This window comes from Brevibacterium epidermidis NBRC 14811 (assembly GCF_001570805.1).
Taxonomy (GTDB): Bacteria; Actinomycetota; Actinomycetes; order Actinomycetales; family Brevibacteriaceae; genus Brevibacterium; species Brevibacterium epidermidis.
On sequence record NZ_BCSJ01000006.1, the window covers coordinates 44,467 to 71,212 of the forward strand.

Here is a 26,746-nt window from a genome sequence, read left to right on the forward strand (position 1 = left end):
CTGGATGGCTCCTTTCGCTTAGGCTGTAGCCCGTAGTGCTGGAAGGTCTGTGGCCGTGCATTTCGCCGGAGCGGATCGAAGCATTGCAGATGGAGTCGTGGCTGAGCGGCCGAAAGCGTCACCCTGCTAAGGTGAAGTCCTCCAATAGGGGGACCGTGGGTTCAAATCCCACCGGCTCCGCGTTCGGCAGAACCCCTGCGATCCGATGTGAATTCGGGCGCAGGGGTTCTTGCGTTCCCACAGAATCGCGTTTGCCCGCGAGTACCGACGCCTTTGTTCGTCTCGACTTACGTTCGATGTAGTGAAAGTTCACCTGTCCCGGGTATGGTGATCCGCGTCCGTCCCCACCACCGGAGCTCACCAGCAGAGATGCTGCTCCGGCGACTTCTGAGGAGAACTCCCATCGCCATGCCCCTGATCCGCAGGACAGCTTTGTCCGCTGCCGCCGCTTCTCTTGCCCTGACCTTGGCCGCTTGCTCGTCCGGAGACGACGCGGAGCAGCCCAACCCTGACGATGCTCAGTCTCAAGGGGCTTCGCAGGAGACCGATGAGGCCGCAGGTTCGAAGGGCGAATCCGGATCCGCCGAGGCGGCCGGCCTCGACCCGAATGATCTTCCCGATCCTGTCGCCTCCCAGGAGATTCCCGCCGCCGTTGACGGCGACGAGAAAGCGACGATGACTGTCGAGCTGTTTCCTCTGAAACGTCAGGGCGAAACTGTCGTGGCACAGTTCGCGTTCACAGTGAACTCTGATCAGAGCGACGAGGATGACGACGGCGACGATCTCTACGGCTATCTTGGTGGGAGCTGGGCGCCGTTCCTTGTCGACTCGCAGAACCTGCGCAAGCACAATGTGTTGGATAAGTTCCCGCAGCGAGCGCAGACGAATGTCCAACAGACGAAGTTCAAACCCGGTCAGACTCACTACGCGTTCGCAGTCTTCGCGGCTCCACCTCAGGATGTCGATGAAGTCGAGGTCTCTGTCGTCGACGGCATGAACCTCGCCACCGGAGTGAAGATCTCGTGAAGCCGGCAGCTTCCGGTCCTGCAGCGGTGATCCTTGCGGCGGGCCTCGTCGTCGCCGGCCCACCCGCATTCGCGTTCGCAGAGTCTGTGACTTCGCAGGACATCGCCAATCGAGATGCCCCGACGCCTGAGGACTTCACCGATCCCGACCAGTCGCAGATCGACGAGAGCATCGTCGAGCTCGAGCCGGAAATCTATGATCTGGATAAAGGCATCGAGGATGTCGAAACGACGAAGGCCAGCGGCGGCGACACCGTGGTCACACTCGACACCGACATCCTCTTCGACTTCGATTCGTCCGAACTGAGCGACACGGCGACGAAGAAGATCAAGGAGCTCGTAACGGATCTGCCGACCGACTCCGAGATCACCGTTGGCGGGCATACGGATTCCAAGGGCGAGGACGACTACAACAAGAAGCTCTCCGAAGACCGCGCGAAGGCCGTCGCCGAGGTGCTCACCGCAGAGAATTCGGACCTCGACGTGAAAGCAAAGGGCTTCGGGGAGTCCGAACCCGTTGCGTCGAATGAGAAAAACGGCAAAGACGACGCCGAGGGTCGGGCGAAGAACCGTCGCGTCGAAATCCGCTACGAAGACTGAGCCTGATCTTGGGCTGTTCGGGAGGAGCGGCTGAGACTATTGACGAACCTGCCAGCACTGCATAGCGTCTCGTTCAATAGATGGTCATACATGAGGCAACTTCGGTGACGTCGGCCCTGATCCGGCGGCGAAGCAGCCGGTTCGGGGACCAACGGAGGGCGACCGAATGAAGACAGTCATCGTCGGAGGCGGTGTGGTCGGGCTGACCAGCGCATTGGAACTGGCGCAGCGTGGACACGAGGTCACCGTCATCGAAGCGGCGCGCTGCGGTGCGGGCGCCTCCCACGGGAATGCTGCGAAGATCGCCATCGCCGAAAGCACTCCGGTTCCTGCCCCTGGGGTTCTGCTTCAGGGGATCCGATGGATGCTCAAACCCGACAGTCCGCTGTCGATCCGGCCGTCGCTGGCGCCCGGCTATCTCAGATTCCTGCTGCGGATGGCCACACACTGCAATGCGCGTGACTTCGAAGCCGGTCTCGACCTGCACCTGCGCCTCGGCGAGGATGCGAACGACCTCTTCGATGAATACCAGGCCCAGGGCATCGACTTCGAGATGCACGACCGCGGTGTGCTGCTGGCTTTCGAGACTCGGGAACGCTTCGACGAACACTGCGTGAGCCTGCCCGCTTTCGAGGCCGCCGGCCACCACCCGCAAATCCTCCACGACGATGACGTTCGCGAAGCCGAACCGGCACTGAGCGATCGCATCCGTCACGGACTCTTCTTCTCCGCCGACCGACAGATCGAACCCGATTCCCTGACACAGGGCCTTCTGAATAAACTCTCCGATCTCGGCGTAGTCGTGCGAGAGAACACAAGCATCGGACGCTTCGTCCGCTCCGGAGACAGCGTCACCGCAGTCGTCACCTCCGACGCCGAGGTCATCACAACTGATGCTCTTGTCATCTCCGCCGGCGTCCCGTCAGGCACTTTGGCCAGACACCTCGGTCAGAGCATTCCGATCTACTCTGGCAAGGGCTACAGCATCGACTACTCACCGGCGCCGATTCAGCTGCGCACATCGTTGACTCTCGAAGACGCCAGGGTCGCAGTCACTCCGCTGAACGGCATGCTCAGACTGGCCGGCACCATGGAGTTCGGCAGCACGGATGACAATGTCAACGAGGTTCGCATCGACGCGATCCGCCGAGCGGCTCAGGAGGCATTCGCTGGTTGGGGCGACGGCCGGGGAGAAATGGCTCCATGGGCCGGGTCGCGTCCCATGACTCCTGATGGCCTACCCGTCATCGGACGCCTCGACTCCGTGAAGAACGCCTTTATCAACTCCGGACATTCGATGCTCGGTCTGACGCTGGCACCAGGATCTGCTCGGCTGCTTGCCGGACTCATGACTGACGGGAGCTCGACGCTGCCGGACGAACTGCTCGCCCGTGTGTCTCCGAATCGGTTCTGAATGCCCGCTGTCGAGTGGCTTCGGCGCACTCGCAGCACCCACACCTCACAGTCCCGGACAGACAACAGGAGAAGCCACATGAAGGCACAGCAGTTCAACGGCGTCGGAGTCGTGGGCTGAAGACCCGAGCAGAGACGAGGGAACGTGAAGAACAGACAGCTCATCCAGGCCGTGGATGTCCACGCAGCCGGTGAACCCGGTCGAGTGCTCATCGGCTCGGGACTGCGGGTCAAAGGTGCGACGATGGCTGAGAAGCTGCGCTACTGCGAAGAGCATCTTGACGACTTCCGGAACATCATCCTCCACGAACCCCGCGGCTATCCCGGCCTGTGCTCGCCGATCGTTGTGCCTGCGGCGGATCCGAGCTGCGACTTCGGGATGATCGTCATGGAACAGGGCGGGTTCAAACCTATGTCCGGGTCGAACCTCATCTGCACCGTCACAGCGCTCATCGAAACCGGGTCCGTGGACGTCAGCGAACCGGTCACCGAGCTGCGGGTCGATACCGCCGCCGGTGTCGTCACTGTTCGCGCCGAGGTGGAGGCGGGCCGGGCGAAGTCGGTGACCTTCGACAACGTGCCGGCCTTCGTCCACGGACTCGACCTGCCTCTCGAGGTGCCCGGGTACGGGACGATCCCCGTCGACATCGTCTTCGGCGGTCAGTTCTACGTACAGACTTCGGCGGACAGCCTCGGCGTGGATCTTGATCCGGGCAATGCCAAGGAGATCATCCGGGCCGCCAGCGTGATGCGACAGGCTGCGAACGAGACCTTCACGGTACGACATCCGCTCCTGCCCGAGATCGATTCGATCGGTCTGCCGATGATCCACTGCCCGGCTCGGACAGCGGGCACCGACGGGCGCAACGCGGTCGTCCTGCCCAACGGCCCCGTCGACCTCGACGATCCGAACACGTGGACCGGAACTTTCGACCGTTCCCCCTGCGGCACTGGGACGAGCGGTCGAGTGGCGGCCATGCACGCCCGCGGCGAACTGCCTGTCGGCCAACGATTCGTTCATGAATCGATGATGGGTACGACCTTCACTGCCGTGGTGAAAGAGGAGACCGAAGTCGGCGGAATACCGGCCGTGACCCCTTCGATCACCGGGCGAGGCTGGATCACAGGGTTCCAGCAGCTCGTGCTCGAAGCCGATGATCCGTTTCCGATCGGCTACACAGTCGGCGACATCTGGAACAGCGGAACGACGGCGGCGAAACCAGCAGCCGACAGCGGAGGAGCGAACACGGAACCGCAGGGCCGATGACGGGACGAACGGTAGTCTGCTGGTTAAGGGAAGTGGTCGAAGCCGACACGATTCGCCGTACATGAGGAGCGCACAATGACGAACGAACCCGACAGAATCTCTTTCGACGATCTTGTCTCGGCCATCGAAGCCAAGCTCACCGCCGCAGGAGCCTCTTCTGCTGTTGCGAAGGTGCTGGCGACCAACTGCGCGACCTGTGAACGCGACGGCACTCTCAGCCACGGAGTCTTCCGGGTGGCCGGCTACCTCGATTCTCTGACCCGCGGTTGGGCGGACGGGGCCGCCGAGGCGAACATCGACATTGTCGGTCCCTCTTATATCCGCATCGACGGACGCAACGGCTTCGCCCAGCCCGCGCTCGCCGAGGCGCAGCCGCAGATCGATCAGGCGCTCAGCGATACCGGCGTCGCCGTCATCGCGCTGCGCAACACCCATCACTTCAGTGCCCTGTGGCCCGACCTCGAATCCTTTGCCCGCGACGGTCGAGTGGCAATGGGGATGATCGCCAGCGGCAAACTCGCAGTCGTCCCAGAGGGGGCAACCCGCCCGGTCTTCAGCACGAATCCATTCGGCTTCGCCACCCCCGTGGCTGACGCGGACCCCATCGTCTTCGACTTCTCCACGTCGTCGATGTCCCACGGGGACCTGCAGCTGCTGCGGGCCGAGGGCCAGGAGGTTCCGGTCGGGACCGGAGTCGACTCGACCGGTGCGGACACCACGGATCCGAACGCCATCCTCGACGGGGGCGGAATTCGTCCCATCGGCGGGCACAAGGGCGCGCTGCTGTCGTTCATGATCGAAACGCTGGCGGCAGGGCTGACCGGCGGTGCCTTCACTTTTGAGATCGACGCGGAGGCCCCCGAAGGTGCCCACACTTTCCGTACGGGGCAGCTCTTCATCGTCATCGACCCCGAGCGCGGCGGCAACGATGCCTATCTCGCTCGGGTGCGCGGTTTCGTCGATATGCTTCGCGATGCGGGCATGGATCGTCAGCCCGGTGATCGTCGCTATGCCAACCGCGCCGAGGCGGCCGAACGGGGAATTCCCATCACCGACACGATCCGCTCCCTCTTCGACTGAACTGCTGTGGACGGGCCCCGTTCGGAATGTGAGAGGAATTGCACTCTCAGCCGGGTGGGGCCCGTTTGCGCACGTCAAAAGTGAACAAAAGGTGAATCAGGTGGAGTAGGGTCGAATTGCGGGTGAAGAGCAGTTGAATCTGTGGGTAGACTTCTGCGGGATAGTGATGGCTGGCCGTCAGCTGCATCATCCACGGTCCGAATAGTGTCTACACCCAAGGTCGATTAGTGGAAATCATCTTCGTCGTCGTGCTCGTCATCGCACTGGCACTGTTCTTCGACTTCACCAATGGCTTTCACGATACGGCCAATGCCATGGCCACCCCGATCGCGACCGGGGCCATCAAACCGAAGACGGCGGTCACGCTCGCCGCGATCCTCAACCTCGTCGGCGCCTTCCTCTCCACCGAGGTGGCCAAGACCATCTCCGGCGGCATTATCAAAGAAGGCGACGGGGGAGTCCAGATCAGCCCCGACTTCATCCTCGCCGGACTCATCGGTGCCATCATCTGGAACATGGCGACGTGGCGCTTCGGTCTTCCGTCATCTTCGTCCCACGCACTCTTTGGCGGCCTCATCGGTGCGGCCATCGTCGGTGCCGGACTCAGCTCCGTCGACTACGGCGTGTTCCTGTCCAAGGTGGTCATCCCGGCTCTGGCGGCTCCGCTCATCGCCGGCTTCAGCGCCTACCTGTGCACCCGCATCGCCTATGCGATCACCCGCCGCAACGAAGAGGGCAAGACCGCTCGCCGCGGACCGTTCAAATACGGGCAGATCTTCTCGTCCTCGCTGGTCGCGCTCGCCCACGGAACGAACGACGCACAGAAGACGATGGGCGTCATCACCCTCGTGCTCGTCTCAGCGAACCTGCAGGAGCACGGCACCGGCCCGCACCTCTGGGTCATCACCTCGTGTGCCCTGGCGATCGCGCTGGGCACCTACGTCGGCGGCTGGCGCATCATCGACACTCTCGGAACGAAGCTGACGACGGTCAAGGCCGCACAGGGGCTGTCGGCTGAGACGTCGACGGCAGCAGCCATCCTCGCTTCTTCGCACCTCGGCTTCGCACTGTCGACGACGCAGGTGGCCTCCGGTTCGGTGCTCGGTTCGGGACTCGGCCGCAAGGGCGCCGACGTTCAGTGGTCGACTGCCGGACGCATCGCCTCCGGTTGGCTGCTGACGATTCCCGCTGCCGCGATCGTCGGCGGAATCGCTGCCGGCATCGCTCACCTGGGGACGGTCGGAGTTGTCATCGATACGGTCATTGCCGTCATCGTGGTGCTGTGGATCTACATCAGCTCCCGTCGGGTCCAGGAGACCGACATCTCGAACTTCGACACCGTCGGCGAAGCCGTCAACATCCGCGGCCGCAAGCGCAAGCTGCGCAAGGACCGTAACCGCAAGCGTGCCCAGGCGAAGCGCGAAGCTCGCTACGAGGCCTGGGAAGAGAAGCAGGCGGCCAAAAAGAAGCGCCGTGCCCGCCGTGGCGCCAAGAAGAACGGGGCCGTCGAGGTCGACATTCCTTCGGGCACCGCGTCTTCGGAAAAGACTTCAGCGAACGGTTCTGATGCTGATCGTGCCTCGAACGCCGGAGCTGATGCGGGCCGGTCAGATGCGAGCGATAAGGGAGACGCGAAATGATCGAGTGGAGTTCGTTCGCCATCGTTGCGGCCGCGACATGGGTCTCGGCCATCATCGTCATCACACTGTTCTCTCTCGCAGTGCGGATGCGCGCCACGCACCTTGACCGGGTCGAGGAGGGTCGCGGCGGGGCAGGACTGCCGGTCGCCTACTGGTCGGTCTTCGGAATCTGCGGCGCAGTCGTGCTGCTCGGCGTCTACCTCATCGTTCCCGCCCTCCACGGCGCCTGACGCTCACCTGGTCCGGTGAGCATCTCTCACCGTTCGCGTCATAACGCACCGCTGGATTGCCATCGGTCACCTCTAGCCGCAACTCCTACAGTTGCACCGAGGCGTTTTGACGCTGCGACGGTGTTCTGCGACTACCTCTTGGGTGTAAGACGCGTGAGGGAACAGCGTTGCCGCGGGGGTGTGCCCGCGGCGTACTTCCACGTGGTCAGTGGAGACGAGCAAATAGACTTCCGTCCATGGGGCATTCGGATACGGGCGATGAGCTGCCCGCCTATGTGCGCAATGCGATAGGCGAGGCAGATTCAGAACGTGTCGGTCGCTGGGTCGAGGAGCTCAATCGGACCGGGCAGACGGTGCTGCGGACCGGATTCTTCAAGACCCTGGGATTTGCTCTGATCTCGTGGGCGCTTTCCGTCTTCTTTGCGCTGCCATTTGTGGGAACACCGGCGCCGATCTGGATTCCCGTGTGGGAGCCACTCGAGACTCCGAGCAGTTGGGCGGTCTCGATACTCTCCGGTGCCCTCTTCGCAGTTGGGCTAGCGGTGTCGGTAACTGGTGCTCTGATGTTCACTGTCGCTATTCCGCTGCTCCGACCTCGGACCATAGTCTCGCGGTGGGGAATCCGCACCATCTGGTGGGTTCCAGGAGGCAGCTTTACCCAATTCTCTGCGGCTTGGGCTGACATAGACCTCATCGACGGGTTCTCCCCTCACACGATGGAGCCACGAATGTGGCCGTTGCGTCCGATACTTCACGTTCGGATCACCGCGTCCGGGCCGACGGTGAAGAACACTCTGCTGCTGCCTCGCAAGAAAAGCCTCAGAGCAGCTTCTGATGGGCAGAGAACCTATCTCCTCAGTCTTCTTCTGCGAGGGGGGGGCTCAAGCGAAAGACTGGCGTTCCTGCTCCAAGCACAGGAACAATTTGCGAAATGACAACGTGCGCGCGGCACTCGCAACGGTGATTTCTCTCGTTAGCTCCACTTCCTGCCGTTGCACCGAGGCGTTTTGACGCTGCGACGGTGTAGAACGCCCAAGAGTTTGCACCGGAGTGCTTCGGGTAGGGCAGCTGCGCGATACCCTCGGGAGTTGCGTGGCGCGTTTGCTGGGCGGCCGGCGGCTTCCGCCTAGACTCGTCTTGTGAGAATTCCGCCGCACAATTCGCAACATGCCGCCGATCTGCAGAAAGAGATCAACAAAGCCAATCGGCGGCGCATCGACCAATGGCATGCAGCGATGCGGCGCGATGGACGCATCGTACTGCGAACGAACCTTGTTAAGACATTCGCTCTCGCGCTCGTCTGCTGGCTGTTCGTCGGAGCGATCATCCTCATGTTCACCGTCACCCCAGGGTCGACCTTGAACCCAATGTCCCCTGATTTCGGCGGATGGATCCTGTTGCTCTTCATGCTGGTTTTCGCCATCGGTTTGGTGATGTTCGGCTTCGGAGCGGTGTTGTGGACTTTCGTCTTTCCCTTTGTGCGACCACAGTTGGTCGTCTCGCGGTGGGGAGTGGAGTCCTCACGGTGGAAACCGGGCGGACAGGTCAGGCAGTTCGCAACGCCGTGGTCAGGCGTCGTGGACATCGGGGGAGAGTTCCAGTGGAGGAGAGGGGCGATTCCCGACGCACTGATCGTGACGATCACTGCTCGTGGGGCGGCTGTTCATCAGAACGCGCTGATCGGCAAGGCCAAGAAGCCGGAGATGGTCACCTACCGTGTATTGAGGGAACTCAAGGCGCGGCCGCGTGATGTGTTGGTGTTTCTCCGTGAGGTTCACGTGGCGCACACCGGCGCACCGCTGAGCCCGCACATCCTCCACGGAACACGACAATCCCCCAACCACCTCGGCGGCGGTTGGGGGATTGTCGATGAGCGGACGGCTCAGGCCGTCGGCAACTCAGCCAAGAGACTCACTCAAGCGGCTCAGGCGAGGCCGAGGCGCTGGCGGAGGTTTTCGACCTCGGCGCGGAGTTCGGCCGGAACCGAATCGCCGAGCTCGGCGTACCATTCCTCGATGAGGCCGAGTTCGGTCTCCCACTCTTCGGGCTTGATGGCGAGAGCCTTGCGCAGCTGCTCGTCGGTGAAGTCGAGGCCTTCGGTGTCCAGGCCGCCTTCGACCGGGGTGAGGCCGAGCGGGGATTCCTGAGCATCGGCGGTGCCGGTGACGCGCTCGAAGACCCACTTGAGAACACGTGAGTTCTCGGAGAATCCGGGCCACAGGAACGAGTTGTCATCGTCGCGGCGGAACCAGTTGACGTAGAAGATCTTCGGCAGCTGGGCACCCTCGGTGTTGCCGATGTTGATCCAGTGCTGCAGGTAGTCACCGACGTTGTAGCCGATGAACGGGCGCATCGCCATGGGATCGCGGCGAACGACACCGACGGCACCGGTGGCGGCAGCGGTGGTCTCCGAGGAGAGCACCGAACCCATGAACACGCCGTGCGTCCAGTCCTTGGTCTCGGTCACGAGCGGCATCGTGGTCTTGCGGCGTCCGCCGAAGAGGATGGCCGAGATCGGCACACCGTTCGGGTTGGTCCACTCGGGCGCCAGAGTCGGCACGTTCGCGATCGGGGTGCAGAAGCGCGAGTTCGGGTGAGCGGCGGGGGTGTCGGACTCGGGAGTCCAGTCGTTGCCCCTCCAGTCGGTGAGGTGAGCAGGTGCCTCGTCGGTCTTGCCTTCCCACCACACGTCACCGTCGTCGGTCAGGGCGACGTTGGTGAAGATGTTGCCGCCTGCCTCGATGGCGCGCATCGCGGTCGGGTTCGTCGTGTAACCGGTGCCCGGGGCAACGCCGAAGAGTCCGAACTCGGGGTTGACGGCGTAGAGCTGGCCGTCCTCGCCGAAGCGCATCCACGCGATGTCGTCACCGAGGGTCTCGGCCTTCCAGCCGGGGATGGTCGGTTCGATCATGGCGAGGTTGGTCTTGCCGCAGGCCGACGGGAACGCGGCAGCGACGTACTTGACGACGCCTTCGGGGTTCGTCAGCTTGAGAATGAGCATGTGCTCGGCCAGCCAGCCCTCGTCGCGAGCGATCGCGGAGGCGATGCGCAGCGCGTAGCACTTCTTGCCCAGCAGAGCGTTGCCGCCGTAGCCGGATCCGTAGGACCAGATGGCGCGATCTTCGGGGAAGTGGGTGATGTACTTCGTGGTGTTGCAAGGCCAGGCGACGTCTTCCTGTCCCTCTTCCAGCGGGGCGCCGACGGAGTGGACGCACTCGACGAACTTCCCGTCCTGGGCGTCGATCGCATCGAGGGCGTACTTGCCAGAGCGAGCCATGACGAGCATGGAGAGCACGACGTAGGCCGAATCGGTGACCTCGATGCCGAACATCGGCTGGTCCGCCTCGGCGTGGCCCATGACGAAGGGGATGACGTACATGGTGCGACCGCGCATCGCGCCCTCGAACAGCGGGTTGAGGGTTTCCTTCATCTCCGCAGGAGCGACCCAGTTGTTGAGCGGACCGGCATCCTTCTCGTCTTCGGAGCAGATGAAGGTCCGGCCCTCTACGCGGGCGACGTCCTCGGGGTCGGAGGCCGCATAGTAGGAGTCCTTGGTGCCGTTCACGCGCTGGATGGTGCCGGCCTCGACGAGCTTCTCAGCGATCTCGTTCTTCTGTGCTTCGGAACCATCGACCCAGACGATGTCGTCCGGGGTGGTCAGGGCGGCGATCCGGCTGACGAACGAGAGCACCGACTTGTTTGCGGTCGGTGCGTTCTTCAGCTGGTCAGCGACGACATCATGGTCGAGGACAGTCATGAGTGGTCTCCTGGTCAATCGAGAATGGGGTTACTTGTCCGGCGGCTGGCATCCGTCGAGCGGTTGGTACACACCCACCGTAGGATGGGGGAGGAAGCGAAAAACCCGCGTTTCGGTCACTCGAAGATGTGCATTGGATCACAGCAAGTCACTGTTTGACGTAAATGAAACAATTGGATGACGTATCGTTTCAATGAATTGACTGATTGTTTCATTGATGATCGTTGGCTGAAATCTGCGATTTCATCCCCTCTCGCCGAGGCGGTTCTGACCGTGAGCGCGAATGTGGCGAAGCGCACGTGGATGCGATTTGAGCTTCGGTGAAACGGGTGTGTATAGTTGTTCGAGTTGCAGGGCGTGAGTCCGAGCGACATGCGCCACTAGCTCAACGGATAGAGCATCTGACTACGGATCAGAAGGTTGGGGGTTCGAATCCCTCGTGGCGCACCGAAGGAAAGTCCCTCACCTGGCAGGATTGCCGGTGAGGGACTTTTTCGTGTGCCTGGAGTCAGGGAGTCTGGCCGGCCTGACCGTTGATCCGAAGGATGGGTTCTCTTGAGTACTGCGATGAGAAAGGCCCGTCGTCACCGTGAGGAGCTCGGCGAGGTCATCGAGGTCTTCGCCGACCGCCCAGGGCCGAAGGCCGTGACGGGAATCGTCCTCGGATGGGTGCTCTTCACCGGTCTGACATTCATCAACCCGGGAGAGACGCCGCTGCTGGCGGTTGCTCCCGGCATCATCTTCGCGGTGATGTTCGGTCTGATCCTTCTCTATCTCTCGGGCGAGCGGCTCATCGTCTGTGAGCGCGGGATGCTTGTCGGCTCCATTGCTCCGGGGATTCGTCCCTACGCCATTCCCTATCAGCAGATAACGCCCGGCAGCATTGCCGGAGTCGCCGGCGCAAACAGGTATCTCAAAGAGGTCGGACTGCAGGGACAGCTGGCGCAGTCGACTCTGCGAGCGTCGTGGTGGACGAAGAACGGCGTCCACTTCGTTGCCTGTTCGGCGGAAGATGCCAGGCGCGGGCGCAGGCGCTTCACGCTGGCGCTCGACCCGATTCCGCGGTCGATCGACGGCCGATGGATCTGGTTCGCAGGGACCGGTCGGCAGTCCGCGAAATCAGCGATCGAGACCATCGCTCGGACCGCCTCGGCGGCGGGGTATCCGCAGCTGGCTCAGGCCGCGCTCGACCGCGGAGTCGTCGAGCTGACGGGCAACCCCGAGGATGCACACCGCCAGATGCCCGGCCACCCGCCGGTCCGTCGAGACGGGGTCAGGTAGTAGAACCTCGGGTCACTTGGCGGCGAGTACGGCCTCACGCTGCTCGGTCGACAGGCGTTTGACGGCTTCGCGAATCGTCACCCCAGAGGTCCGGTGAGCGCGTGGGAGGATCCAGTCGTAGACGAGGTCGGGGCGTTTGCGCGAAGTATCGCGCAGCACCCAGCCGATGGCCTTGCGGATGAAGAACTCCTTCTCCTCGAGCATCGCATCGGCGAACCGGGAGAACCGGTCGAAGTCCCCGCGTCCCTGTCGCGGGGGAACGAGGTGCGCCAGCAGCGCTGAACGGCGAATCCAGAAGTCCTCGTCGATCGCCCAGCGCTCGAGCACAGGGTCGAAGCCGGGATCCTGTTCGCTCAATGGTCCGACGAGGTCACCGGCCAGAGGATCGACGAGGGCCCAGGTCTTCGCCTCACGAAGCAGGCTCTCGATGAAGTCCGCATCCTCGGCGCCGAGGCGGTCCTTCGATTGGATGAGCACCATCGTGGCCGCGGCGCGACGTTCATGGACCGGTCCTGCTTCTCCGGGCGGTGCAGTCCAGAGCAAGCGCGCCAGGTCGATGACTTCGTCGTGGCTCAGCGTCGTACCGCGCAGCGCCGTACGGACGACGGCACGGGTGTCCGGGACGCTCACTCCGAAATGGATGAGCTCGCTCTTGAGATAGGCCTTCTCCTTCTCGGCGCGCTCGTTGCGCCCACGCGCACGCAGATCTCGGTCGACCGCCTCGGCGAGGGACTGGACGTTGCTCCGGGAATCGGAAGTCATGGAACGAATCATTCCACGCCCGGCCCCGCGGTGAATGCGAAACGGCCGGCAGGCGGACTCCGACGATCATGCTGATCGTGGAGTCGCCTGCCGGCCGATCTCTGTTCTCAACCGGAGGCCGCGAGTCTCATGCTGAGCGGTACCTCCGGAAGCTTTTGGGGACCTCCGGCGCGGAACCTCAGTCCGTGCCGGCGTCGAAGGCTGCGGACAGGCCGGCGAGGTCGCTGGCCTCGTCCACCTCGGCGTTCGAGTTTGCGATCTCCTCGGCGCCTCCGGCCTCAAGTGAGCCCACGAGCTCCGAGGTCGGGCCGGACACGATGCCCATGGCTGCGTACTGCTCGAGGCGGGCACGCGAGTCGGCGATGTCGAGGTTGCGCATGGTCATCTGACCGATGCGGTCCTCGGGGCCGAAGGCGGAGTCGCCCACGCGCTCCATCGACAGCTTCTCCGGGTGGTAGGACAGGTTCGGGCCCTCGGTGTTGACGATCGTGTAGTCGTCGCCGCGGCGCAGGCGAAGGGTGACCTCGCCGGTGATCGCCGAGGCGACCCACCGCTGCATGGATTCGCGGAGCATGAGCGACTGCGGGTCGAGCCAGCGTCCCTCATACATCCGGCGGCCGAGGCGGCGGCCCTCTTCGTGGTAGAGGGCGATGGTGTCCTCGTTGTGGATGGCGTTGAGGAGGCGTTCGTAGGTCACGTGCAGCAGCGCCATGCCCGGAGCCTCGTAGATTCCGCGGGACTTCGCCTCGATGATGCGGTTCTCGATCTGGTCGGACACGCCAAGACCATGGCGGCCGCCGATCTCGTTGGCCTTGAAGACCAGGGCAACGGGATCATCGAAGACTTCGCCGTTGATGGCGACGGGCCGGCCGGCTTCGAAGCGGACTGAGACCTCTTCGGACTTGACCTCGACGTCATCGCGCCAGGCGGCGACGCCCATGATCGGTTCGACGATGTCGAGTCCGGCGTCGAGGAACTCCAGCGTCTTCGCCTCGTGGGTGGCGCCCCAGATGTTCGCATCCGTGGAGTACGCCTTCTCGGCCGAATCGCGGTAAGGGTAGCCGTGTTCGACGAGCCATTCACTCATCTCCTGCCGGCCGCCGAGCTCATCGACGAACGCGGAGTCGAGCCAGGGCTTGTAGATGCGCAGCTTCGGGTTGGCCATGAGGCCGTAGCGGTAGAACCGCTCGATGTCGTTGCCCTTGTAGGTCGAGCCGTCGCCCCAGATGTCGACGCCGTCTTCCTTCATGGCGCGCACCAGCATCGTGCCGGTGACGGCGCGGCCGAGGGGAGTGGTGTTGAAGTAGGTCTTGCCGCCGGAGCGGACGTTGAACGCACCGCACTGCAGGGCGACGAAGCCCTCCTCCACGAGCAGGCGCTTGGCGTCGACGAAGCGGGCGATCTCGGCACCGTATTCCTTGGCGCGCTCGGTCACCGATTCGAGGTCGGGTTCGTCGTACTGGCCGATGTCGGCCGTGTACGTGCACGGGATGGCACCCTTGTGGCGCATCCACGCGACCGCGCAGGAGGTGTCCAGTCCGCCGGAGAAGGCGATTCCAACGTGCTCACCGACTGGGAGCGAAGACAGTACTTTCGACATGACACCAGCGTAACGGCTCTTTGGTGCGATTGTCGAATTGTTATGCATGGGAATGTATTTTTATGTGAGTAGGGTGGGTCGGTGGCATTCCCGCAATCTCGCCGAGGTGGCCCCGCCCATTGCTATCGTGAGCGGGTGACGAATCCTCCCGCACCTCAGTTCACCATCCGCCCCGAGGCGTCCGGCGACATCGACGCGATCCACGCGTTGACCGCGGCCGCCTTCGGTCAGGTCGACGAGGCCGAGCTTGTCGATGCCCTGCGCGCGTCCGGCAATGGGAACGAGGGACTGTCGTTCGTCGGCGTTCTCGACAGTGAGGTCATCGCCCACGCCATGCTGTCCCGGTGCTTCGTCGGCGAAGTTCCCGGAGTCTGCCTTGCGCCTTGTTCAGTGTGGCCCGAGCAGCAGCGCACCGGCGCCGGCACCGCTGTCATCGAGGCGCTCCTGACCGAGGCGGCCCGCCGCGGTGAAGGATTCGCCGTCGTCCTCGGCCACGCCGAGTACTACCCGCGCTTCGGGTTCACACCGGCCTCCGGGCTCGGCATCACCCTCCACGTCGACGTCCCGGACGAGGCACTCATGGCAATGCCGCTGGCTGGCGAGGTGCCCGCAGGCGCCCTGGTCTTCGCTCCCGAGTTCGGAGTCTGAGCCCGAGCGGCAGCCCGGCGGTCACCCGCCAGGCTGCCGCTCGCCCCGTTCACCAGAAGGCACTGAGCCGACCCCGTGTCACCTACTGTTTCGCACGGTGGGCTCGGATCGCCTCGGCGACGGCGATGGCGTCACCCTCGGGAGCGTCGGACTTCCGATCGGGGCGGGCCGTGAACAGGTAGATGAATCCGGCCACCAGCACGACGACCAGACCGATGAGCACGATCCAGTCGGCGAAGAATGATCCGGAGTCTCCCGGCAGCGACAGCAGGATCATCGCGAAGATGCCATAGGCCAGGGCCGCGATATTGACGACGATGCCCCAGCCGCCCAGTGACCACGGTCCCGCGGGCTTCCAACCCTTGACCCTCTGCCTCAGCGCCCCGAGCACGACCATCTGGAAGGCGAGGTAGATGCCGAGGATCGCGAACGAGGTCACGGCGACGAGGATTCCGTCATTGAACCAGATGAGCACGCAGATCAGCGCGGGTGCGGTGCAGGCGACGATGAGGGCGTTGTGCGGGATCTTCGTCCCGTCGGTGACCTTCGACAGCCATTTGTGGCCGGGCATCATCCCGTCGCGGGCGAAGCTGAAGATCAGCCTCGATGCGGCGGCCTGCAGGCTGAGCACGCAGGAGATGAACGCGAGAACCGCGACGACGAGGAAGATCTTCGCGCCGACATCGCCGAGGCTGCCGACGAGAATCGCGGGAATCGGATCGGCGACTTCACCGGCGACGATCTCCTCGAGATTCGGGGCGGCGAGCACGTAACCGCCGAAGGAGAACAGGGCCGAGACCGCTCCGACGAAGATCGTCATGAGCATCGCCTTGGGGATGCCGCGGGCTGGATTCGACACTTCCTCGGCGACATCGCCGCAGGCTTCGAAGCCGTAGAAGAGGAAGAGTCCGGCGACCGCGGCGCCCAGGAACACGGGTAGGTAGCTGCCTTCGCCGGCGGTGCCCATGGTGTCGAAGAAGATGGAGAAGCTGTGCTTGCGTTCGAAGATGAGCAGGAACAGCCCGAGCCCGATGACGCCGATGAGTTCGGCGAAGAGCCCGATGCGTGCGATGCGGGCCAGCCACTTCGTGCCCGAGAAGTTGATGGCCAGCGCCAGCACGAGCAACGTCAGAGCAAGGACGAGGGTGGTGTTGCGGCTGAGTTCGAGCCCAAAGAGACTTGCGAGGAATCCCGCCCCGAACTCCGCCACCGAGGTGATCGTGACGATGAGCGCGCAGATGTAGACCCACGCGGCCATCCATGCGTACCGCTTGCTCCACAGACGCCTGGCCCACGGGTAGATCCCGCCGGCGATGGGGAATTGGGAGACGACCTCGCCGAAGACGAGAGCCACAAGCAGCTGCCCGCAGGCGACGATGACGATCCACCAGATCGACGGCGGCCCGCCGGTCGACAGGGCCACTGCCAGCAGCGAGTAGACGCCGACGAGCGGTGAGAGGTACGTGAAACCGAGGGCGAAGTTCGCCCAGGGGCTCATCGACCGCTCGAATGAGTCGCCGTAGCCGAGGACGGCCAGATGGTCGGAATCGGAGAGGTGGCCGCCGGCTTGTCTGCCGCCGGAGTTGTGAACGCCCGAGGGATTTTGGGCGTCCGAGAGATGATCGGACATGGTGATGTTCCTTCATTCGAATCGTCGTTGATTCTGTGCTGATGGCATCGTATCTCCGATTCTCGTCCGCGCGGCTGACCACGATTTCATCCTCGTGGCGGAGGTGCCGAACGATCGTGAGTCATAGCGTGGAGTCACAGGCACCGACCATCGATGAATCGCTGGTCACGGTGCAGGAACGAGGAGGAATCGTGAACACGCAGACGCCCAATCAGGCAGTCCTTGAGATCCCAACTGCCCCAGTTTCCGCCGAGGGTGTCGACGCGAAAGGCCGTCCGCTCGCCGTCGTGCCCACCCGAGTCCCGTGGCTCGGGCTCGGCATCTTCGCCGTCACCGCTTTCGGCCTCGCGTGGCTGGCCTGCCTGCCGCTGTGGTTCTCTGACGAAGGGATCGGCGACCCGGTCCTGCTTCTCGCCTGCGGCAGCGCCATGATGTTCACCCCACTCATCGCGAGCATCATCGCCTCCATCGTCCAGCGGCGACGGGCTCGCGCCAGGGGAGAAGCCCTGGCCAGCGCTCCACGCTACTTCGGCTTCTGGCCCCTGCGCAGTTTCGGCCGAGTCATCGGGATGGCCATCGCCTCCTTCTTCGGGATCATGGTGCTCGTCGTCCTCGGGTACCTGGTCAGCGCGGCCTTCGGTTGGCTGACACTCGACCTCGACGGGCTGTCCGGGTTCAAAGCGCAGCTGGAGACCATTCCCGGGGCGAACACAATGCCGACTGCCGCCGCCATTGCCGTCTACCTGCTGATGATGCTCGTCAGCTCGGCCGGCAACGTGGTCGTCACCATCGGTGAGGAATTCGGCTGGCGCGGATGGTTGCTCACCAGCCTGCGCCCCCTGGGCACTTGGCCCGCACTGCTCATCATCGGCGTCGTCTGGGGCCTGTGGCATGCACCGCTCATCCTGCTCGGCTACAATTTCGGCCGCCCCGACATCTCGGGACTCGCCCTCATGGTCGGCGGCTGCGTCATGGTCGGCATCCTCTTCGGCTGGCTGCGCCTGCGCACCGGATCTGTCTGGCCTGCCGTGTTCGCCCACGCCGCGCTCAACGGCTGCGGGGCCATGCTGCTGGGACTGGTCATCGACGCAGGGGCGCAGACTCCGGACACTGCCCTCGTTGCGTTCCTCGGTGTGGCCGGATGGATCGTCTCCGCGATCGTCATCGTCGTTCTCGTCGCCACCGGCCAGTTCCGCAAGCAGCCGGAGTTAGGAATCAAGAAGGCCAAGCCCCTCGCCGAGGATGCTCCGCAGTCGAGTGCGCACGCACAGGCCGTCTGATCGACGCCGACGTACACAGTCACCTGCGAACCGCGCCTGGGCCGGCCTCGAATTTTGAGGCTCGGCCCCGGCGTCGGCTAGGCTCAAAATCCGATCAACCGGAACCCCAATCCTTATAGGAGTCTCATATGACCTTCGGACCTTCGCTGCTGCAGACCGCCGGACGCGTGTTCACCGCCCCCATCTTCATCAGCGGCGGATACTCAGCCGTCAAGGATCCGGCAGGCAAGGCAGCGATGGCCGAATCGACCCTGGATACCATCCGCGAATACGTGCCGGGACTCCCTGAAGACAACGAGCTGCTCGTGCGCATCAACGGCGGCGTCCAGATCCTGGCCGGCACCACCCTGCTGCTCGGAATCAAGCCGCGCCTTTCGGCGCTCGCGCTCGCCGGTTCCCTCATTCCGACCACTCTGGCCGGACACTCCTTCTGGGAGATGGAAGGCGGAGAGGCGAAGGCCCACCAGACACAGTTCTCGAAGAACCTCGCCGCGTTCGGCGGACTGCTGCTCCTCCTCGGCGCCGGTGAGAACCAGAAGGCCATCGACAAAGCGGCTGCCAAGGCCGCCGCGAAGGCTGCGAAGAAGGCGGAGAAGCGCGCCCTCAAACAGGCCTGACCATTTTGTCGAGGACGGCTTCGTCCTCGCGCTCGCCGACGCAGGCCGTCATCCGCGAGATCTATCACCGCATCTTCGAAGCCGCTCTCACCCCAGCCCGTCTCGACCTGCCCGACGACACCTCCCATCTCCTCCTCGTGGGGGACCTCACCGCGCTCCCGGCCATCAATTCCTGGTGCGAGGCCGTACCCGCCGAGGTTACGATCACCGTGGCGATCTCCGCCGACCCTGCCGAGGTGCCGGGACTCCCACAGTCCGAGCACCCGAACGCGACTTGGCATTGGGTGGATGAGGGCTTGAGCGCCGAGGCGGCCCCGGAACACCGCACAGATGGTTCCGTGGCCGATCACCTTCGCAGACTCGACCTCGACACTGCAGGACTGTATGTCTGGGCGGCAGGGGAGCGGAACATGGTCAAGGACGTCCGCCGCTTTGCCAAGGGTGATCTGGGTCTGGGGCGCTCGCAGCAGTTCTCCCAGTTCTACTGGTTCGCGGACAAGCCCACGGGCTGACACCCCTGCGGATCCACAGGCGAACGCCCCTGGAAATCCGCGTAGAAACGCCTATGCTTCAACTATGGCCAAGGCACTTCTCATCGTCGATGTCCAGAATGATTTCACCGAAGGCGGCGCGCTCGGCGTAACCGGCGGCGACGCTGTCGCCGAAGGCATCAGCGCCCATCTCGCCGCGCATTCCAGTGGCTACGACGCCGTCATCGCCTCCCGCGACTGGCACGACGCCGACAATGACAACGGCGGCCACTTCAGCGAGTCTCCGGACTTCGTCGACAAATGGCCCGTCCACTGCGTCGCAGACACCGAGGGCGCAGCCTTCGACCCGCTTCTCAACACCACTCCCATCACGCACGAGGTCCGCAAAGGACAAGGCAAACCCGACTATTCGGCCTTCCAGGGGATCACGGAAACGGGGAGCCGCCTCGGCGGGCTTCTCCACGATCTCACCATCACCGAGGTGGACGTCGTCGGGATCGCCACCGACCATTGCGTACGCGCCTCCGCCCTCGACGCCCTGAACGCGGGGCTGAGCGTGCGCGTGCTCACCGACCTCGTCGCAGGCGTTGGGGAAGAAACAAGCAAGGCGGCCCTCGCGGAGGTCGAAAAAGCGGGAGCCAACCTGGTGTGAGTCGCTGACTCCCAATCCACCACTTCTGACATCGCCCCAGGCCACAGCGTTTTCTCCATCGAAAGTTGCAGATGGAGTCTGAACTCTTTTGCGATGTTCTCCAGCCCATAGATTGATGGACTGGAGTCATGCACACACCACTGGCGAAAACCGCACATACGCTGACATCGAAGCGCGGTTCGTGGCTGTTCCTCGGCGGGGTCGTCGTCCTCGTCGTCCTGTTCTTCGGACTCCTGTCCGGGGCAGGGGAGGACCGGCCCAACGAAACCGCACCAGCCGACTCCGAATCCACTCAGGCCCAGCAGACCCTCGACAAGTTCCCCGAGGCGGACAAACAGTCCGTCATGGTCGTGGCCTCGAACAAGGACGGCTCCGAACTGTCCGCCGACGATCAGGCCGAACTGAAGAAGCTCGGCACCTCGCTCGGCGACTCCGTCGGAGACGAATCCACGGACCCCGTCACCGGGCCGATCCTCAGTGACGACAAGCAGGCAGCCCTGCTCATGGTCCCCATCACGGTGGGCATGACGAACTCGGACACCGCCGAGACCGTCGATGACCTGCGCACCGCCATCACCGACGACCCGACCGCTTCAGGACTCACCGACGCGGGCATGTCCCTGCTGGTCACCGGCGGGCCCGCGATCGGCGCCGATATCGCGTCGGCGTTCAACGGCGCAGACTTCACGCTGCTCATCGTCACCATCGTCATCGTGGCTCTCCTGCTCATCATCACCTACCGCTCACCGATCCTGTGGCTGCTGCCGCTCATCGTCATCGGCACCGCCGACGGGCTGGCCTCGACCGTGACCGCGGCCGTCGGCGACTGGCTCGACCTGCAGTTCGACGCTGGCATCATCAGCGTCCTCGTCTTCGGCGCTGGCGCGAACTACGCGCTGCTCTTCATCTCCCGCTACCGCGAGGAGCTGCGCCGGATCGCCGATCACCGCACCGCGCTCGCCGAAGCCTGGACGCATACCGCGACGACGATCCTCGCCTCGAACCTCACCGTCGTCCTGTCCCTGCTCAGCCTCGTCTTCGCCATCATCCCCGGCACCCGCGGCCTGGGCATCACCGCCGCCGTCGGCCTCCTCATCGCTGCCGCCGCCGTCCTGTTCGCCCTGCCCCCGGTGCTCGCGATCTGCGGGAAGAAGATGTTCTGGCCCTTCATCCCGAAGGCCGAGGACACCGTCACCGAGCCGGGCTCGGAAAACTCCACCACCCTCGCCGAGGCGGCCAAGCCTTCCATCTGGCGCACCATCGCAACTCGCGTGGTCCGTAAACCGGGGCTCCACCTCGGTGCTGGAATCGTCATCCTCGGTGTCATGGCCACCGGCTTCATCGGATCCTCGATCGGTCTCGATCAGACCGAGAAGTTCCGGGTCCAGTCCGAATCGGCGCAGGGACTCGACGTCCTGGCCGACCACTTCCCGCCCGGCGAATCCCAGCCGATCTGGATCGTCGCCGATACCGACCATGCCGATGACGTCGTCGATTCGGTCAGCGATATGGATGGCGTCGTCCGCGCCTCGGCGATCGAGGACACGAACGTCGACGGTACTTCCGTCACGAAGATCATGGTCACCGGCGAGTTTGAACCCGACAGCGCGAAGGGACTCGACCTCGTCGAGGACATCCGCGCCGACGTCCACGCCATCGACGGGGCGAACGCCCAGGTGGGCGGTGCCGCGGCCACGGAGCTCGACGCCCGCGACGGTAACCAGACGGACTTCTTCACGATCGTCCCGATGGTTCTGGCGATCAGCTTCATCATTCTGCTCGGCATCCTCCGCGCACCCATCGCGGCGTTCACCCTGCTGCTCGTCAACGTGGTGTCCTCGGCCGCGGCGATCGGACTCGGCGCCTTCCTGTCGCGGACGATCTTCGGTCAGTCCGCACTCGATGCGCAGGTGCCGATCCTCGCGTTCCTCTTCCTCGTGGCGCTCGGCATCGACTACTCGATCTTCCTCGCCCACCGTGCAAAGAAGGAATCCGTGCTCCACGGCGGACGCCAGGGCATGATCGAAGCCGTGGCCCACACCGGAGGCGTCATCACCAGCGCCGGCATCGTCCTGGCCGGAGTGTTCGCGGCACTGGGCATGCTGCCGCTGATGGTGCTCGGCCAGCTCGGTCTCATCGTCGGAGTCGGCGTGCTCGTCGACACGATCATCGTGCGCACCGTCATCGTGCCCTCGATCTTCGGTCTTGTGGGCGACAGGATGTGGTGGCCGAATAAGTCGATCACTCACTTCCACGAGACCGTGGAAACCGGTGCGGCCGGCGGTTCGATCGCGGGATCGGCCGAGTCCGAGCACGATGCGCACTCCACTCATCTGCTCGCCGAAAAGGAATTTGCGGACTCCGGTTCCAGCTCCCACCACGGCAGGCACTGAGCCTGCCGAAGTCGGGCAGGCCTCGAACAGAGTGAGTTGAGCAGTCCCGGGCGACGACGCGGATCGTCGCCCGGGCATCCTCGGCGTTCGCACCGGGTCGCGCACGTGTCGTACCGCCGGGGTTCCGGATGTGGTTGAGTTGGCAGGGAGATCATGACAGCACAGGATCACCGCCTCGGCATCTATGCCGTCGAGGCCGATCTGCAGGAAGGTGGCAGCGTGGGAGCACGCAAGTGGACGGAACGCACGATGGAGTTCGGCCAGCACGCCATCGCGCTCGTCCTCACGCTCATCTCCTGCATCCGAGCGGTCTCTGTCGGAGCTCCGCTGGTCGCCGCGATCGCCGTGAGCGTGGTGTTCCTCGCCTGGTACGCCCTCGGCGCCGTCCGCGCGGCTCGTTCCGGCGCTCTGGTGCTGGCGAAATGGTGGCTCATCGTCCTCGCCGCCGCCTGGCTGTGCACTCTGTTCGTCTCTGCCGAGTTCATCTGGGTCGCCTTCCTCCTCTGGCTGCTCGCTGGTCACCTCTTCTCCCTGCGCATCGCCATCGTCTTCACCGCGCTCACCTATATCGCGACCATCGTCGCCCCACTCGCGCACTACGGGCAGGTCCTCCCGCCGAGCATCATCGGCTCTCTCATCGGCGCGGTCTTCGCGCTCGGGTTGTCCCGTGGCTACATCGAACTGCTGCGCGAAGGCCGCCGTCGTGAGGAGCTGCTGCGCTCCCTCGAGCTCGCGCACCAGAACCTGCTCGACCTGCAGGACGAGCTCGCTCTGACCCAGCGGCATGCCGGCGAGATCCAAGAACGCACTCGTGTCTCCCGCGACATCCACGACACGATCGCTCAGTCGATCTCTTCGATCCGTCTCATCGCCCACGCCGAGGCGGAGCGCACCACCGATGAACATGCCGGGCAGGTGCTCGCCCAGGTCGAGGACCTCGCCGCGCAGAGTTCCCGGGACGTGCGTCGCATCATCGCTGCCCTCGCCCCGGCCGAACTCGAGGACGGGGCGCTGACCGCTGCGATCCGCCGTCTGCTCACCCGCCTCGAGGAAGACAGCTCGATTGCGGGCCGCCTCGATGTCGACGAGACCTTGCCGACTCTGTCTGCCGAGGTGGAAGTGGCGCTGCTGCGGGCCGCGCAGTCGGCGCTCGCAAACGTCCGCCAGCACTCCCAGGCCACACGTGTGATGGTCAGCCTGATGGACCACGACGGGGCGATCAGAATGGACATCGTCGACGACGGGGTGGGCATGGCCGATCCGCACAATCGACAGCGGAACCCGGATTCGGGCTTCGGGCTCGACTTCATCGGCTCCAGGATGCGCGAACTCGGCGGCGAGCTCGTCATCGAATCGAGCCAGGGATCCGGCTTCGCGATCTCCGCAACTCTGCCCAGCCAATCCCAGCTGCACACTCGGGGCGAGGGGCTCAGCACCGCCGTTGAGGACACGGACACGGACACTGCGGGCCGCCTCGGCGAAGGTGACGGCACACGTGAGAACACCGACACAGGAGAGAACGCATGAGCATTCGAGTCATCCTCGTCGACGATCACCCGGTCGTGCGCGCAGGTCTGAAGTCCGTTATCGACGCGCCGGACCACATCTCTGTGGTCGGTGAAGCCGGAAGCGGGGAGGAAGCGCTCATCCTCGTCGACGAACTCGGCCCCGACGTCGTCTTGTGCGACCTGCGGCTGGGAGAGGGGATCGACGGCATCGAAGTGACGAAGCGGCTGCGGGCACAGCCGAACCCGCCAGCGGTGCTCATCCTCACCACCTTCGACCTCGACTCGGAGATCGTCTCCGCGCTCAACGCCGGTGCCTCGGGGTACCTGCTCAAGGACATCGACCCGGACGACATCTCGACGGCGATCGAGAAGGCCGCCGTGGGGGACACCTACCTGCCGCCGGAGATCTCGTCGAAGGTCATCGCGGCGATGCGCAACCCCAGTCCGAAGCTCACACGTAGAGAGCGCGACGTCGTCAAGCTTCTGGCCACCGGGGCCTCGAATGCACAGATCGCCCAGGAGCTCTTCGTCACCGAGGCGACCGTGAAGAGTCACCTCGTCAACGTGTTCACGAAGCTCGGGGTGGATTCACGGGCCCGTGCCATCCGCGTCGCCGAGGACCAAGGGCTGGTTTAGGGGGCGGGCCTATTGGCCTGCTTTCACCGAAAAACGCATTGAGCGCCGACATACGGGTGCGCACATGCGTGTCTCGACGCTCAACCAGTTTTTCGATGAGTGATCAGCCCGCCACGCCCCACTCATCACACCCGAAGTGTGGGTGGGGCTGTTGCCGCATATGATCAAGCTAAGAATTGGGGCTTGAGCAGGAGAAATGCATCATGAAGCGGATGTGGGCGGCCGTTGCCGCTGTTGGGTTGGTGGCGCTGAGTGGCTGCAGCAATGACGGAGGCGCGAAGCCCGAGGGGACACCGTCGCCGATGACGACTCCGACCTTGGCCGAACCAGTCGAACTCGACTTCTACGCTGCGGTGATCACCGACAACGGAGCTGATCTGTCGCTCGTCGGTGACGTGATGAGCCAGAAACTGCGAGTCGTTGACGCCAACGGCAACGAGAAGTGGAGCATCGACTCCAACGTCAATGAAGACGACGGCGGCACTGAAGCCTACTCGGCAGGCGAGAACGTCATCGTCCACGACTACTCGGGTTCGACGACGGCATATTCGTGGGCCGATGGGCAGAAGGTCTGGTCCTTCGACCTCCCCGACGATGCCAGTTCCTGCCGCCCGGCCCAATCTTTCGGGTCGCAGTCGACAAGCGGCAGTGACCGCCTCGGCGAGGGTGACCTCATCCTTCTTGAAAACAGCTGGATGAACCCCGAAGAGGACTGCGAACCGTCAGCGGAAGGCGATGCTGTCGTCTATGCCATCGACCCGGAAACAGGGAAGGAAGCCTGGCCGGCGCTGTCGGTCGATGCCGATGGGGAGACCTTCGGCGGTCGTCTCATCGCACTTGCGCCCGATCGGAAATCCGGGGTCATGTCGTGGATGGACGGGGACGAGTCGATGGTCACGAGGGTGACATTCGAGGATGGTTCGCACGTGTCCATTCCCATCACGGAGGCGCGCGAAGTCGACGACACCGGTGCCGACTATTTCTCGGTGTATCCCACGACGGATCCGACCAGCCTGACGTATGTGTATGGGTCGATGGACGGCGATGACCCGATGAGCTCAGCCGTGATGCGGGCGGCGCAGCTGAACCTCCCCGCGGATGTGAAGCCTTCTGATTCGGCCACACTGGCAGCCACCGACCAGTCCGTCGACGTGAGCATGGAAGACACCTTCGATGCTGTGTGCGGCACCGAACTGAGCTTCACAGCAGATGGGAAGCCTGCATGCCTGCAGACCGAGCTGTTCGCCTCGGCGGTGAAGTACCAAGGATCAGACGGTGCCGCCGAGGGTTGGTACGCCGACGCTCCGGAAGCCTCGGTCGCCAGGATCGGTGGCCTCGGTGGTCCGCAGTGGGAGCCTGTCGACCACGGCGATCAGACGATCATCGTAGTTCCTGCAGCCGATGGTGGGATCGCCGCATTGGACGCGGCTACCGGCAAGGCAGTGTGGACGACCGACGGACCCCGGATGCGTGAAGAAGGTGAGACTGGAAGCTGGGGCGGTCAGGGCGTGCTGCCGGACGTCGGGCTGATCGTGGTCACCGATAACAAGAAGACGACGTTCTTCAATGCGAAGACCGGCAAACCTGTCAGCGACCATCCTGCCGGCGACTATGCCGACCTGAGCTCGAGCCAGCGATTCGTCATCGCGACGAATGAGGACACGAGCACGATGTGGGCCGTCGTCGACAAATGAGAAGCTGAGCTTCGGATGCTCGGTGGATTGGAGCCGGCCTTGCCGCGCGATCCGAGCTCAGCCGAGTCTGCTGCGCAGTGCGTCTTCGATCTGAGCTCCGGTGGGAACACCTGCCGGCCCGTCAGGGGTGGCATAGAGGCGGCAGGACAGCTGGTCGGTGCGCTCGTCCGTTGGGAAGAGGTCCCGGTCGTCGACGAGGATGGTCGGCGAACCCGAGTAGCCCGCTGCCGGAATCTGGTCGGGGGTCTCGACCAGAATGTCATCGACGGGCACCTCTTCGTGCCCCAGTGTGGACAGAGCGGAAGTGAGTCGGTCAAAAGCGACCGACGAATTCGGGCAATCGGCGATACGGACCAGTTGGACCTTCATATCGCCATTGTCGCTGATGTTCCCGGCGGACGTTTGCTGCTCGCTGGAGGGTTGGCGCTTGCTGCGAATATTCGTTACTTCCCGGAACGCCCATGGCTCACAGCTCCGCCTGTCATATGAATAACTGATTAGTAATGGACGTCGCCGTCGCCCCAGGTGAGAAGCGCGGACAA

General features: G+C 64.0%; 23 protein-coding genes and 2 tRNA genes. 20 read left to right on the forward strand and 5 right to left on the reverse strand.

The window, feature by feature from the left end; all coding sequences use genetic code 11:
• Positions 1-91 precede the first annotated feature (91 nt).
• From BEP01S_RS04855 to BEP01S_RS04895, 9 genes are all read left to right on the forward strand, one after another.
• Positions 92-180, forward strand: a tRNA-Ser gene (locus tag BEP01S_RS04855).
• A gap of 228 nt (positions 181-408) precedes the next feature.
• Positions 409-1,026 (forward strand): hypothetical protein, encoded by a 618-nt coding sequence (locus tag BEP01S_RS04860; protein ID WP_083532545.1) that lies wholly within the window; start codon positions 409-411, stop codon positions 1,024-1,026.
• Positions 1,023-1,625 (forward strand): OmpA family protein, encoded by a 603-nt coding sequence (locus tag BEP01S_RS04865; protein ID WP_062241087.1) that lies wholly within the window; start codon positions 1,023-1,025, stop codon positions 1,623-1,625. Before BEP01S_RS04860 ends, BEP01S_RS04865 begins: the two co-directional genes overlap by 4 nt.
• Positions 1,626-1,791: 166 nt before the next feature.
• Positions 1,792-3,039, forward strand: a complete 1,248-nt coding sequence (locus tag BEP01S_RS04870; protein WP_062241090.1) for an FAD-dependent oxidoreductase — start codon at positions 1,792-1,794, stop codon at positions 3,037-3,039.
• A 144-nt stretch (positions 3,040-3,183) separates the two neighbouring features.
• Positions 3,184-4,305, forward strand: a complete 1,122-nt coding sequence (locus tag BEP01S_RS04875) for a proline racemase family protein (RefSeq protein WP_062241091.1) — start codon at positions 3,184-3,186, stop codon at positions 4,303-4,305.
• Between the two features lie 75 nt (positions 4,306-4,380).
• Positions 4,381-5,385, forward strand: coding sequence for an Ldh family oxidoreductase (locus BEP01S_RS04880; RefSeq protein ID WP_062241093.1), 1,005 nt, complete (start codon positions 4,381-4,383; stop codon positions 5,383-5,385).
• Between the two features lie 227 nt (positions 5,386-5,612).
• Positions 5,613-7,025: an inorganic phosphate transporter gene (locus tag BEP01S_RS04885; protein ID WP_062241095.1), complete on the forward strand. Its 1,413-nt coding sequence runs from the start codon at positions 5,613-5,615 to the stop codon at positions 7,023-7,025.
• Positions 7,022-7,255 (forward strand): hypothetical protein, encoded by a 234-nt coding sequence (locus tag BEP01S_RS04890; RefSeq protein ID WP_039209521.1) that lies wholly within the window; start codon positions 7,022-7,024, stop codon positions 7,253-7,255. The genes BEP01S_RS04885 and BEP01S_RS04890 overlap by 4 nt, the downstream gene beginning before the upstream one ends.
• A gap of 236 nt (positions 7,256-7,491) precedes the next feature.
• Positions 7,492-8,190: a hypothetical protein gene (locus BEP01S_RS04895; protein ID WP_062241097.1), complete on the forward strand. Its 699-nt coding sequence runs from the start codon at positions 7,492-7,494 to the stop codon at positions 8,188-8,190.
• Positions 8,191-9,179: 989 nt separating this feature from the next.
• Here BEP01S_RS04895 and BEP01S_RS04900 read toward each other — a convergent pair.
• Positions 9,180-11,012 carry a phosphoenolpyruvate carboxykinase (GTP) gene (locus BEP01S_RS04900; RefSeq protein WP_062241099.1) on the reverse strand — a complete coding sequence of 611 codons (1,833 nt, stop codon included), beginning with the start codon at positions 11,010-11,012 and terminating at the stop codon, positions 9,180-9,182.
• 374 nt (positions 11,013-11,386) lie between these two features.
• Here BEP01S_RS04900 and BEP01S_RS04905 point away from each other — a divergent pair.
• A tRNA-Arg gene (locus tag BEP01S_RS04905) sits at positions 11,387-11,459 on the forward strand.
• Between the two features lie 120 nt (positions 11,460-11,579).
• Positions 11,580-12,293 (forward strand): hypothetical protein, encoded by a 714-nt coding sequence (locus tag BEP01S_RS04910; protein ID WP_062241101.1) that lies wholly within the window; start codon positions 11,580-11,582, stop codon positions 12,291-12,293.
• Between the two features lie 12 nt (positions 12,294-12,305).
• Here the strand turns inward: BEP01S_RS04910 and BEP01S_RS04915 are convergent, their stop codons facing one another.
• Both BEP01S_RS04915 and argG read right to left on the reverse strand, forming a co-directional pair.
• A complete protein-coding gene (locus BEP01S_RS04915; RefSeq protein WP_244882072.1) occupies positions 12,306-13,055 on the reverse strand; it encodes a DNA alkylation repair protein in 750 nt (249 codons plus the stop codon).
• A 178-nt stretch (positions 13,056-13,233) separates the two neighbouring features.
• Positions 13,234-14,655: an argininosuccinate synthase gene (argG, locus tag BEP01S_RS04920; protein WP_039209531.1), complete on the reverse strand. Its 1,422-nt coding sequence runs from the start codon at positions 14,653-14,655 to the stop codon at positions 13,234-13,236.
• Between the two features lie 135 nt (positions 14,656-14,790).
• Between argG and BEP01S_RS04925 the strand changes: the two genes are divergently transcribed.
• Positions 14,791-15,303: a GNAT family N-acetyltransferase gene (locus BEP01S_RS04925; protein WP_062241105.1), complete on the forward strand. Its 513-nt coding sequence runs from the start codon at positions 14,791-14,793 to the stop codon at positions 15,301-15,303.
• 82 nt (positions 15,304-15,385) lie between these two features.
• On the opposite strand, the gene BEP01S_RS04930 is transcribed toward BEP01S_RS04925, so the two are convergent.
• On the reverse strand, positions 15,386-16,933 hold the full coding sequence (locus BEP01S_RS04930; protein WP_083532546.1) for an APC family permease: 1,548 nt from the start codon (positions 16,931-16,933) through the stop codon (positions 15,386-15,388).
• Between the two features lie 191 nt (positions 16,934-17,124).
• On the opposite strand from BEP01S_RS04930, the gene BEP01S_RS04935 reads away from it, so the two are divergent.
• The 8 genes from BEP01S_RS04935 (at position 17,125) to BEP01S_RS04970 (ending at position 26,204) form a co-directional block, all read left to right on the forward strand.
• Positions 17,125-18,213, forward strand: coding sequence for a CPBP family intramembrane glutamic endopeptidase (locus BEP01S_RS04935; protein WP_062241218.1), 1,089 nt, complete (start codon positions 17,125-17,127; stop codon positions 18,211-18,213).
• A 128-nt stretch (positions 18,214-18,341) separates the two neighbouring features.
• Positions 18,342-18,830, forward strand: coding sequence for a DoxX family protein (locus BEP01S_RS04940; RefSeq protein ID WP_039209537.1), 489 nt, complete (start codon positions 18,342-18,344; stop codon positions 18,828-18,830).
• A gap of 5 nt (positions 18,831-18,835) precedes the next feature.
• Positions 18,836-19,342, forward strand: coding sequence for a siderophore-interacting protein (locus tag BEP01S_RS04945; protein ID WP_062241108.1), 507 nt, complete (start codon positions 18,836-18,838; stop codon positions 19,340-19,342).
• Positions 19,343-19,406: 64 nt separating this feature from the next.
• Positions 19,407-19,973: an isochorismatase family protein gene (locus BEP01S_RS04950; RefSeq protein WP_062241109.1), complete on the forward strand. Its 567-nt coding sequence runs from the start codon at positions 19,407-19,409 to the stop codon at positions 19,971-19,973.
• 128 nt (positions 19,974-20,101) lie between these two features.
• Positions 20,102-22,366 carry an MMPL family transporter gene (locus tag BEP01S_RS04955; protein WP_062241111.1) on the forward strand — a complete coding sequence of 755 codons (2,265 nt, stop codon included), beginning with the start codon at positions 20,102-20,104 and terminating at the stop codon, positions 22,364-22,366.
• Positions 22,367-22,519: 153 nt separating this feature from the next.
• A complete protein-coding gene (locus BEP01S_RS04960) occupies positions 22,520-23,893 on the forward strand; it encodes a sensor histidine kinase (RefSeq protein WP_244882074.1) in 1,374 nt (457 codons plus the stop codon).
• Positions 23,890-24,510, forward strand: coding sequence for a response regulator (locus BEP01S_RS04965; protein WP_062241113.1), 621 nt, complete (start codon positions 23,890-23,892; stop codon positions 24,508-24,510). The genes BEP01S_RS04960 and BEP01S_RS04965 overlap by 4 nt, the downstream gene beginning before the upstream one ends.
• 203 nt (positions 24,511-24,713) lie before the next feature.
• A complete protein-coding gene (locus tag BEP01S_RS04970) occupies positions 24,714-26,204 on the forward strand; it encodes an outer membrane protein assembly factor BamB family protein (protein ID WP_062241116.1) in 1,491 nt (496 codons plus the stop codon).
• A gap of 57 nt (positions 26,205-26,261) precedes the next feature.
• Here the strand turns inward: BEP01S_RS04970 and BEP01S_RS04975 are convergent, their stop codons facing one another.
• Positions 26,262-26,573 (reverse strand): hypothetical protein, encoded by a 312-nt coding sequence (locus BEP01S_RS04975; RefSeq protein WP_039209552.1) that lies wholly within the window; start codon positions 26,571-26,573, stop codon positions 26,262-26,264.
• Between the last annotated feature and the right edge of the window lie 173 nt (positions 26,574-26,746).

What these genes read in the sequence shown, in the direction of transcription:
- BEP01S_RS04955 (WP_062241111.1), top strand. Translation starts at nt 20,102, where the DNA reads ATGCACACACCACTGGCGAAAACCGCACATACGCTGACATCGAAGCGC.
- BEP01S_RS04970 (WP_062241116.1), top strand. Translation starts at nt 24,714, where the DNA reads ATGAAGCGGATGTGGGCGGCCGTTGCCGCTGTTGGGTTGGTGGCGCTG.
- BEP01S_RS04930 (WP_083532546.1), bottom strand. Translation starts at nt 16,933, where the DNA reads ATGTCCGATCATCTCTCGGACGCCCAAAATCCCTCGGGCGTTCACAAC.
- BEP01S_RS04940 (WP_039209537.1), top strand. Translation starts at nt 18,342, where the DNA reads ATGACCTTCGGACCTTCGCTGCTGCAGACCGCCGGACGCGTGTTCACC.
- BEP01S_RS04910 (WP_062241101.1), top strand. Translation starts at nt 11,580, where the DNA reads ATGAGAAAGGCCCGTCGTCACCGTGAGGAGCTCGGCGAGGTCATCGAG.
- BEP01S_RS04900 (WP_062241099.1), bottom strand. Translation starts at nt 11,012, where the DNA reads ATGACTGTCCTCGACCATGATGTCGTCGCTGACCAGCTGAAGAACGCA.
- BEP01S_RS04860 (WP_083532545.1), top strand. Translation starts at nt 409, where the DNA reads ATGCCCCTGATCCGCAGGACAGCTTTGTCCGCTGCCGCCGCTTCTCTT.
- BEP01S_RS04960 (WP_244882074.1), top strand. Translation starts at nt 22,520, where the DNA reads ATGACAGCACAGGATCACCGCCTCGGCATCTATGCCGTCGAGGCCGAT.
- BEP01S_RS04965 (WP_062241113.1), top strand. Translation starts at nt 23,890, where the DNA reads ATGAGCATTCGAGTCATCCTCGTCGACGATCACCCGGTCGTGCGCGCA.
- BEP01S_RS04880 (WP_062241093.1), top strand. Translation starts at nt 4,381, where the DNA reads ATGACGAACGAACCCGACAGAATCTCTTTCGACGATCTTGTCTCGGCC.
- BEP01S_RS04915 (WP_244882072.1), bottom strand. Translation starts at nt 13,055, where the DNA reads ATGACTTCCGATTCCCGGAGCAACGTCCAGTCCCTCGCCGAGGCGGTC.
- argG (WP_039209531.1), bottom strand. Translation starts at nt 14,655, where the DNA reads ATGTCGAAAGTACTGTCTTCGCTCCCAGTCGGTGAGCACGTTGGAATC.
- BEP01S_RS04975 (WP_039209552.1), bottom strand. Translation starts at nt 26,573, where the DNA reads ATGAAGGTCCAACTGGTCCGTATCGCCGATTGCCCGAATTCGTCGGTC.
- BEP01S_RS04895 (WP_062241097.1), top strand. Translation starts at nt 7,492, where the DNA reads ATGGGGCATTCGGATACGGGCGATGAGCTGCCCGCCTATGTGCGCAAT.
- BEP01S_RS04890 (WP_039209521.1), top strand. Translation starts at nt 7,022, where the DNA reads ATGATCGAGTGGAGTTCGTTCGCCATCGTTGCGGCCGCGACATGGGTC.
- BEP01S_RS04870 (WP_062241090.1), top strand. Translation starts at nt 1,792, where the DNA reads ATGAAGACAGTCATCGTCGGAGGCGGTGTGGTCGGGCTGACCAGCGCA.
- BEP01S_RS04950 (WP_062241109.1), top strand. Translation starts at nt 19,407, where the DNA reads ATGGCCAAGGCACTTCTCATCGTCGATGTCCAGAATGATTTCACCGAA.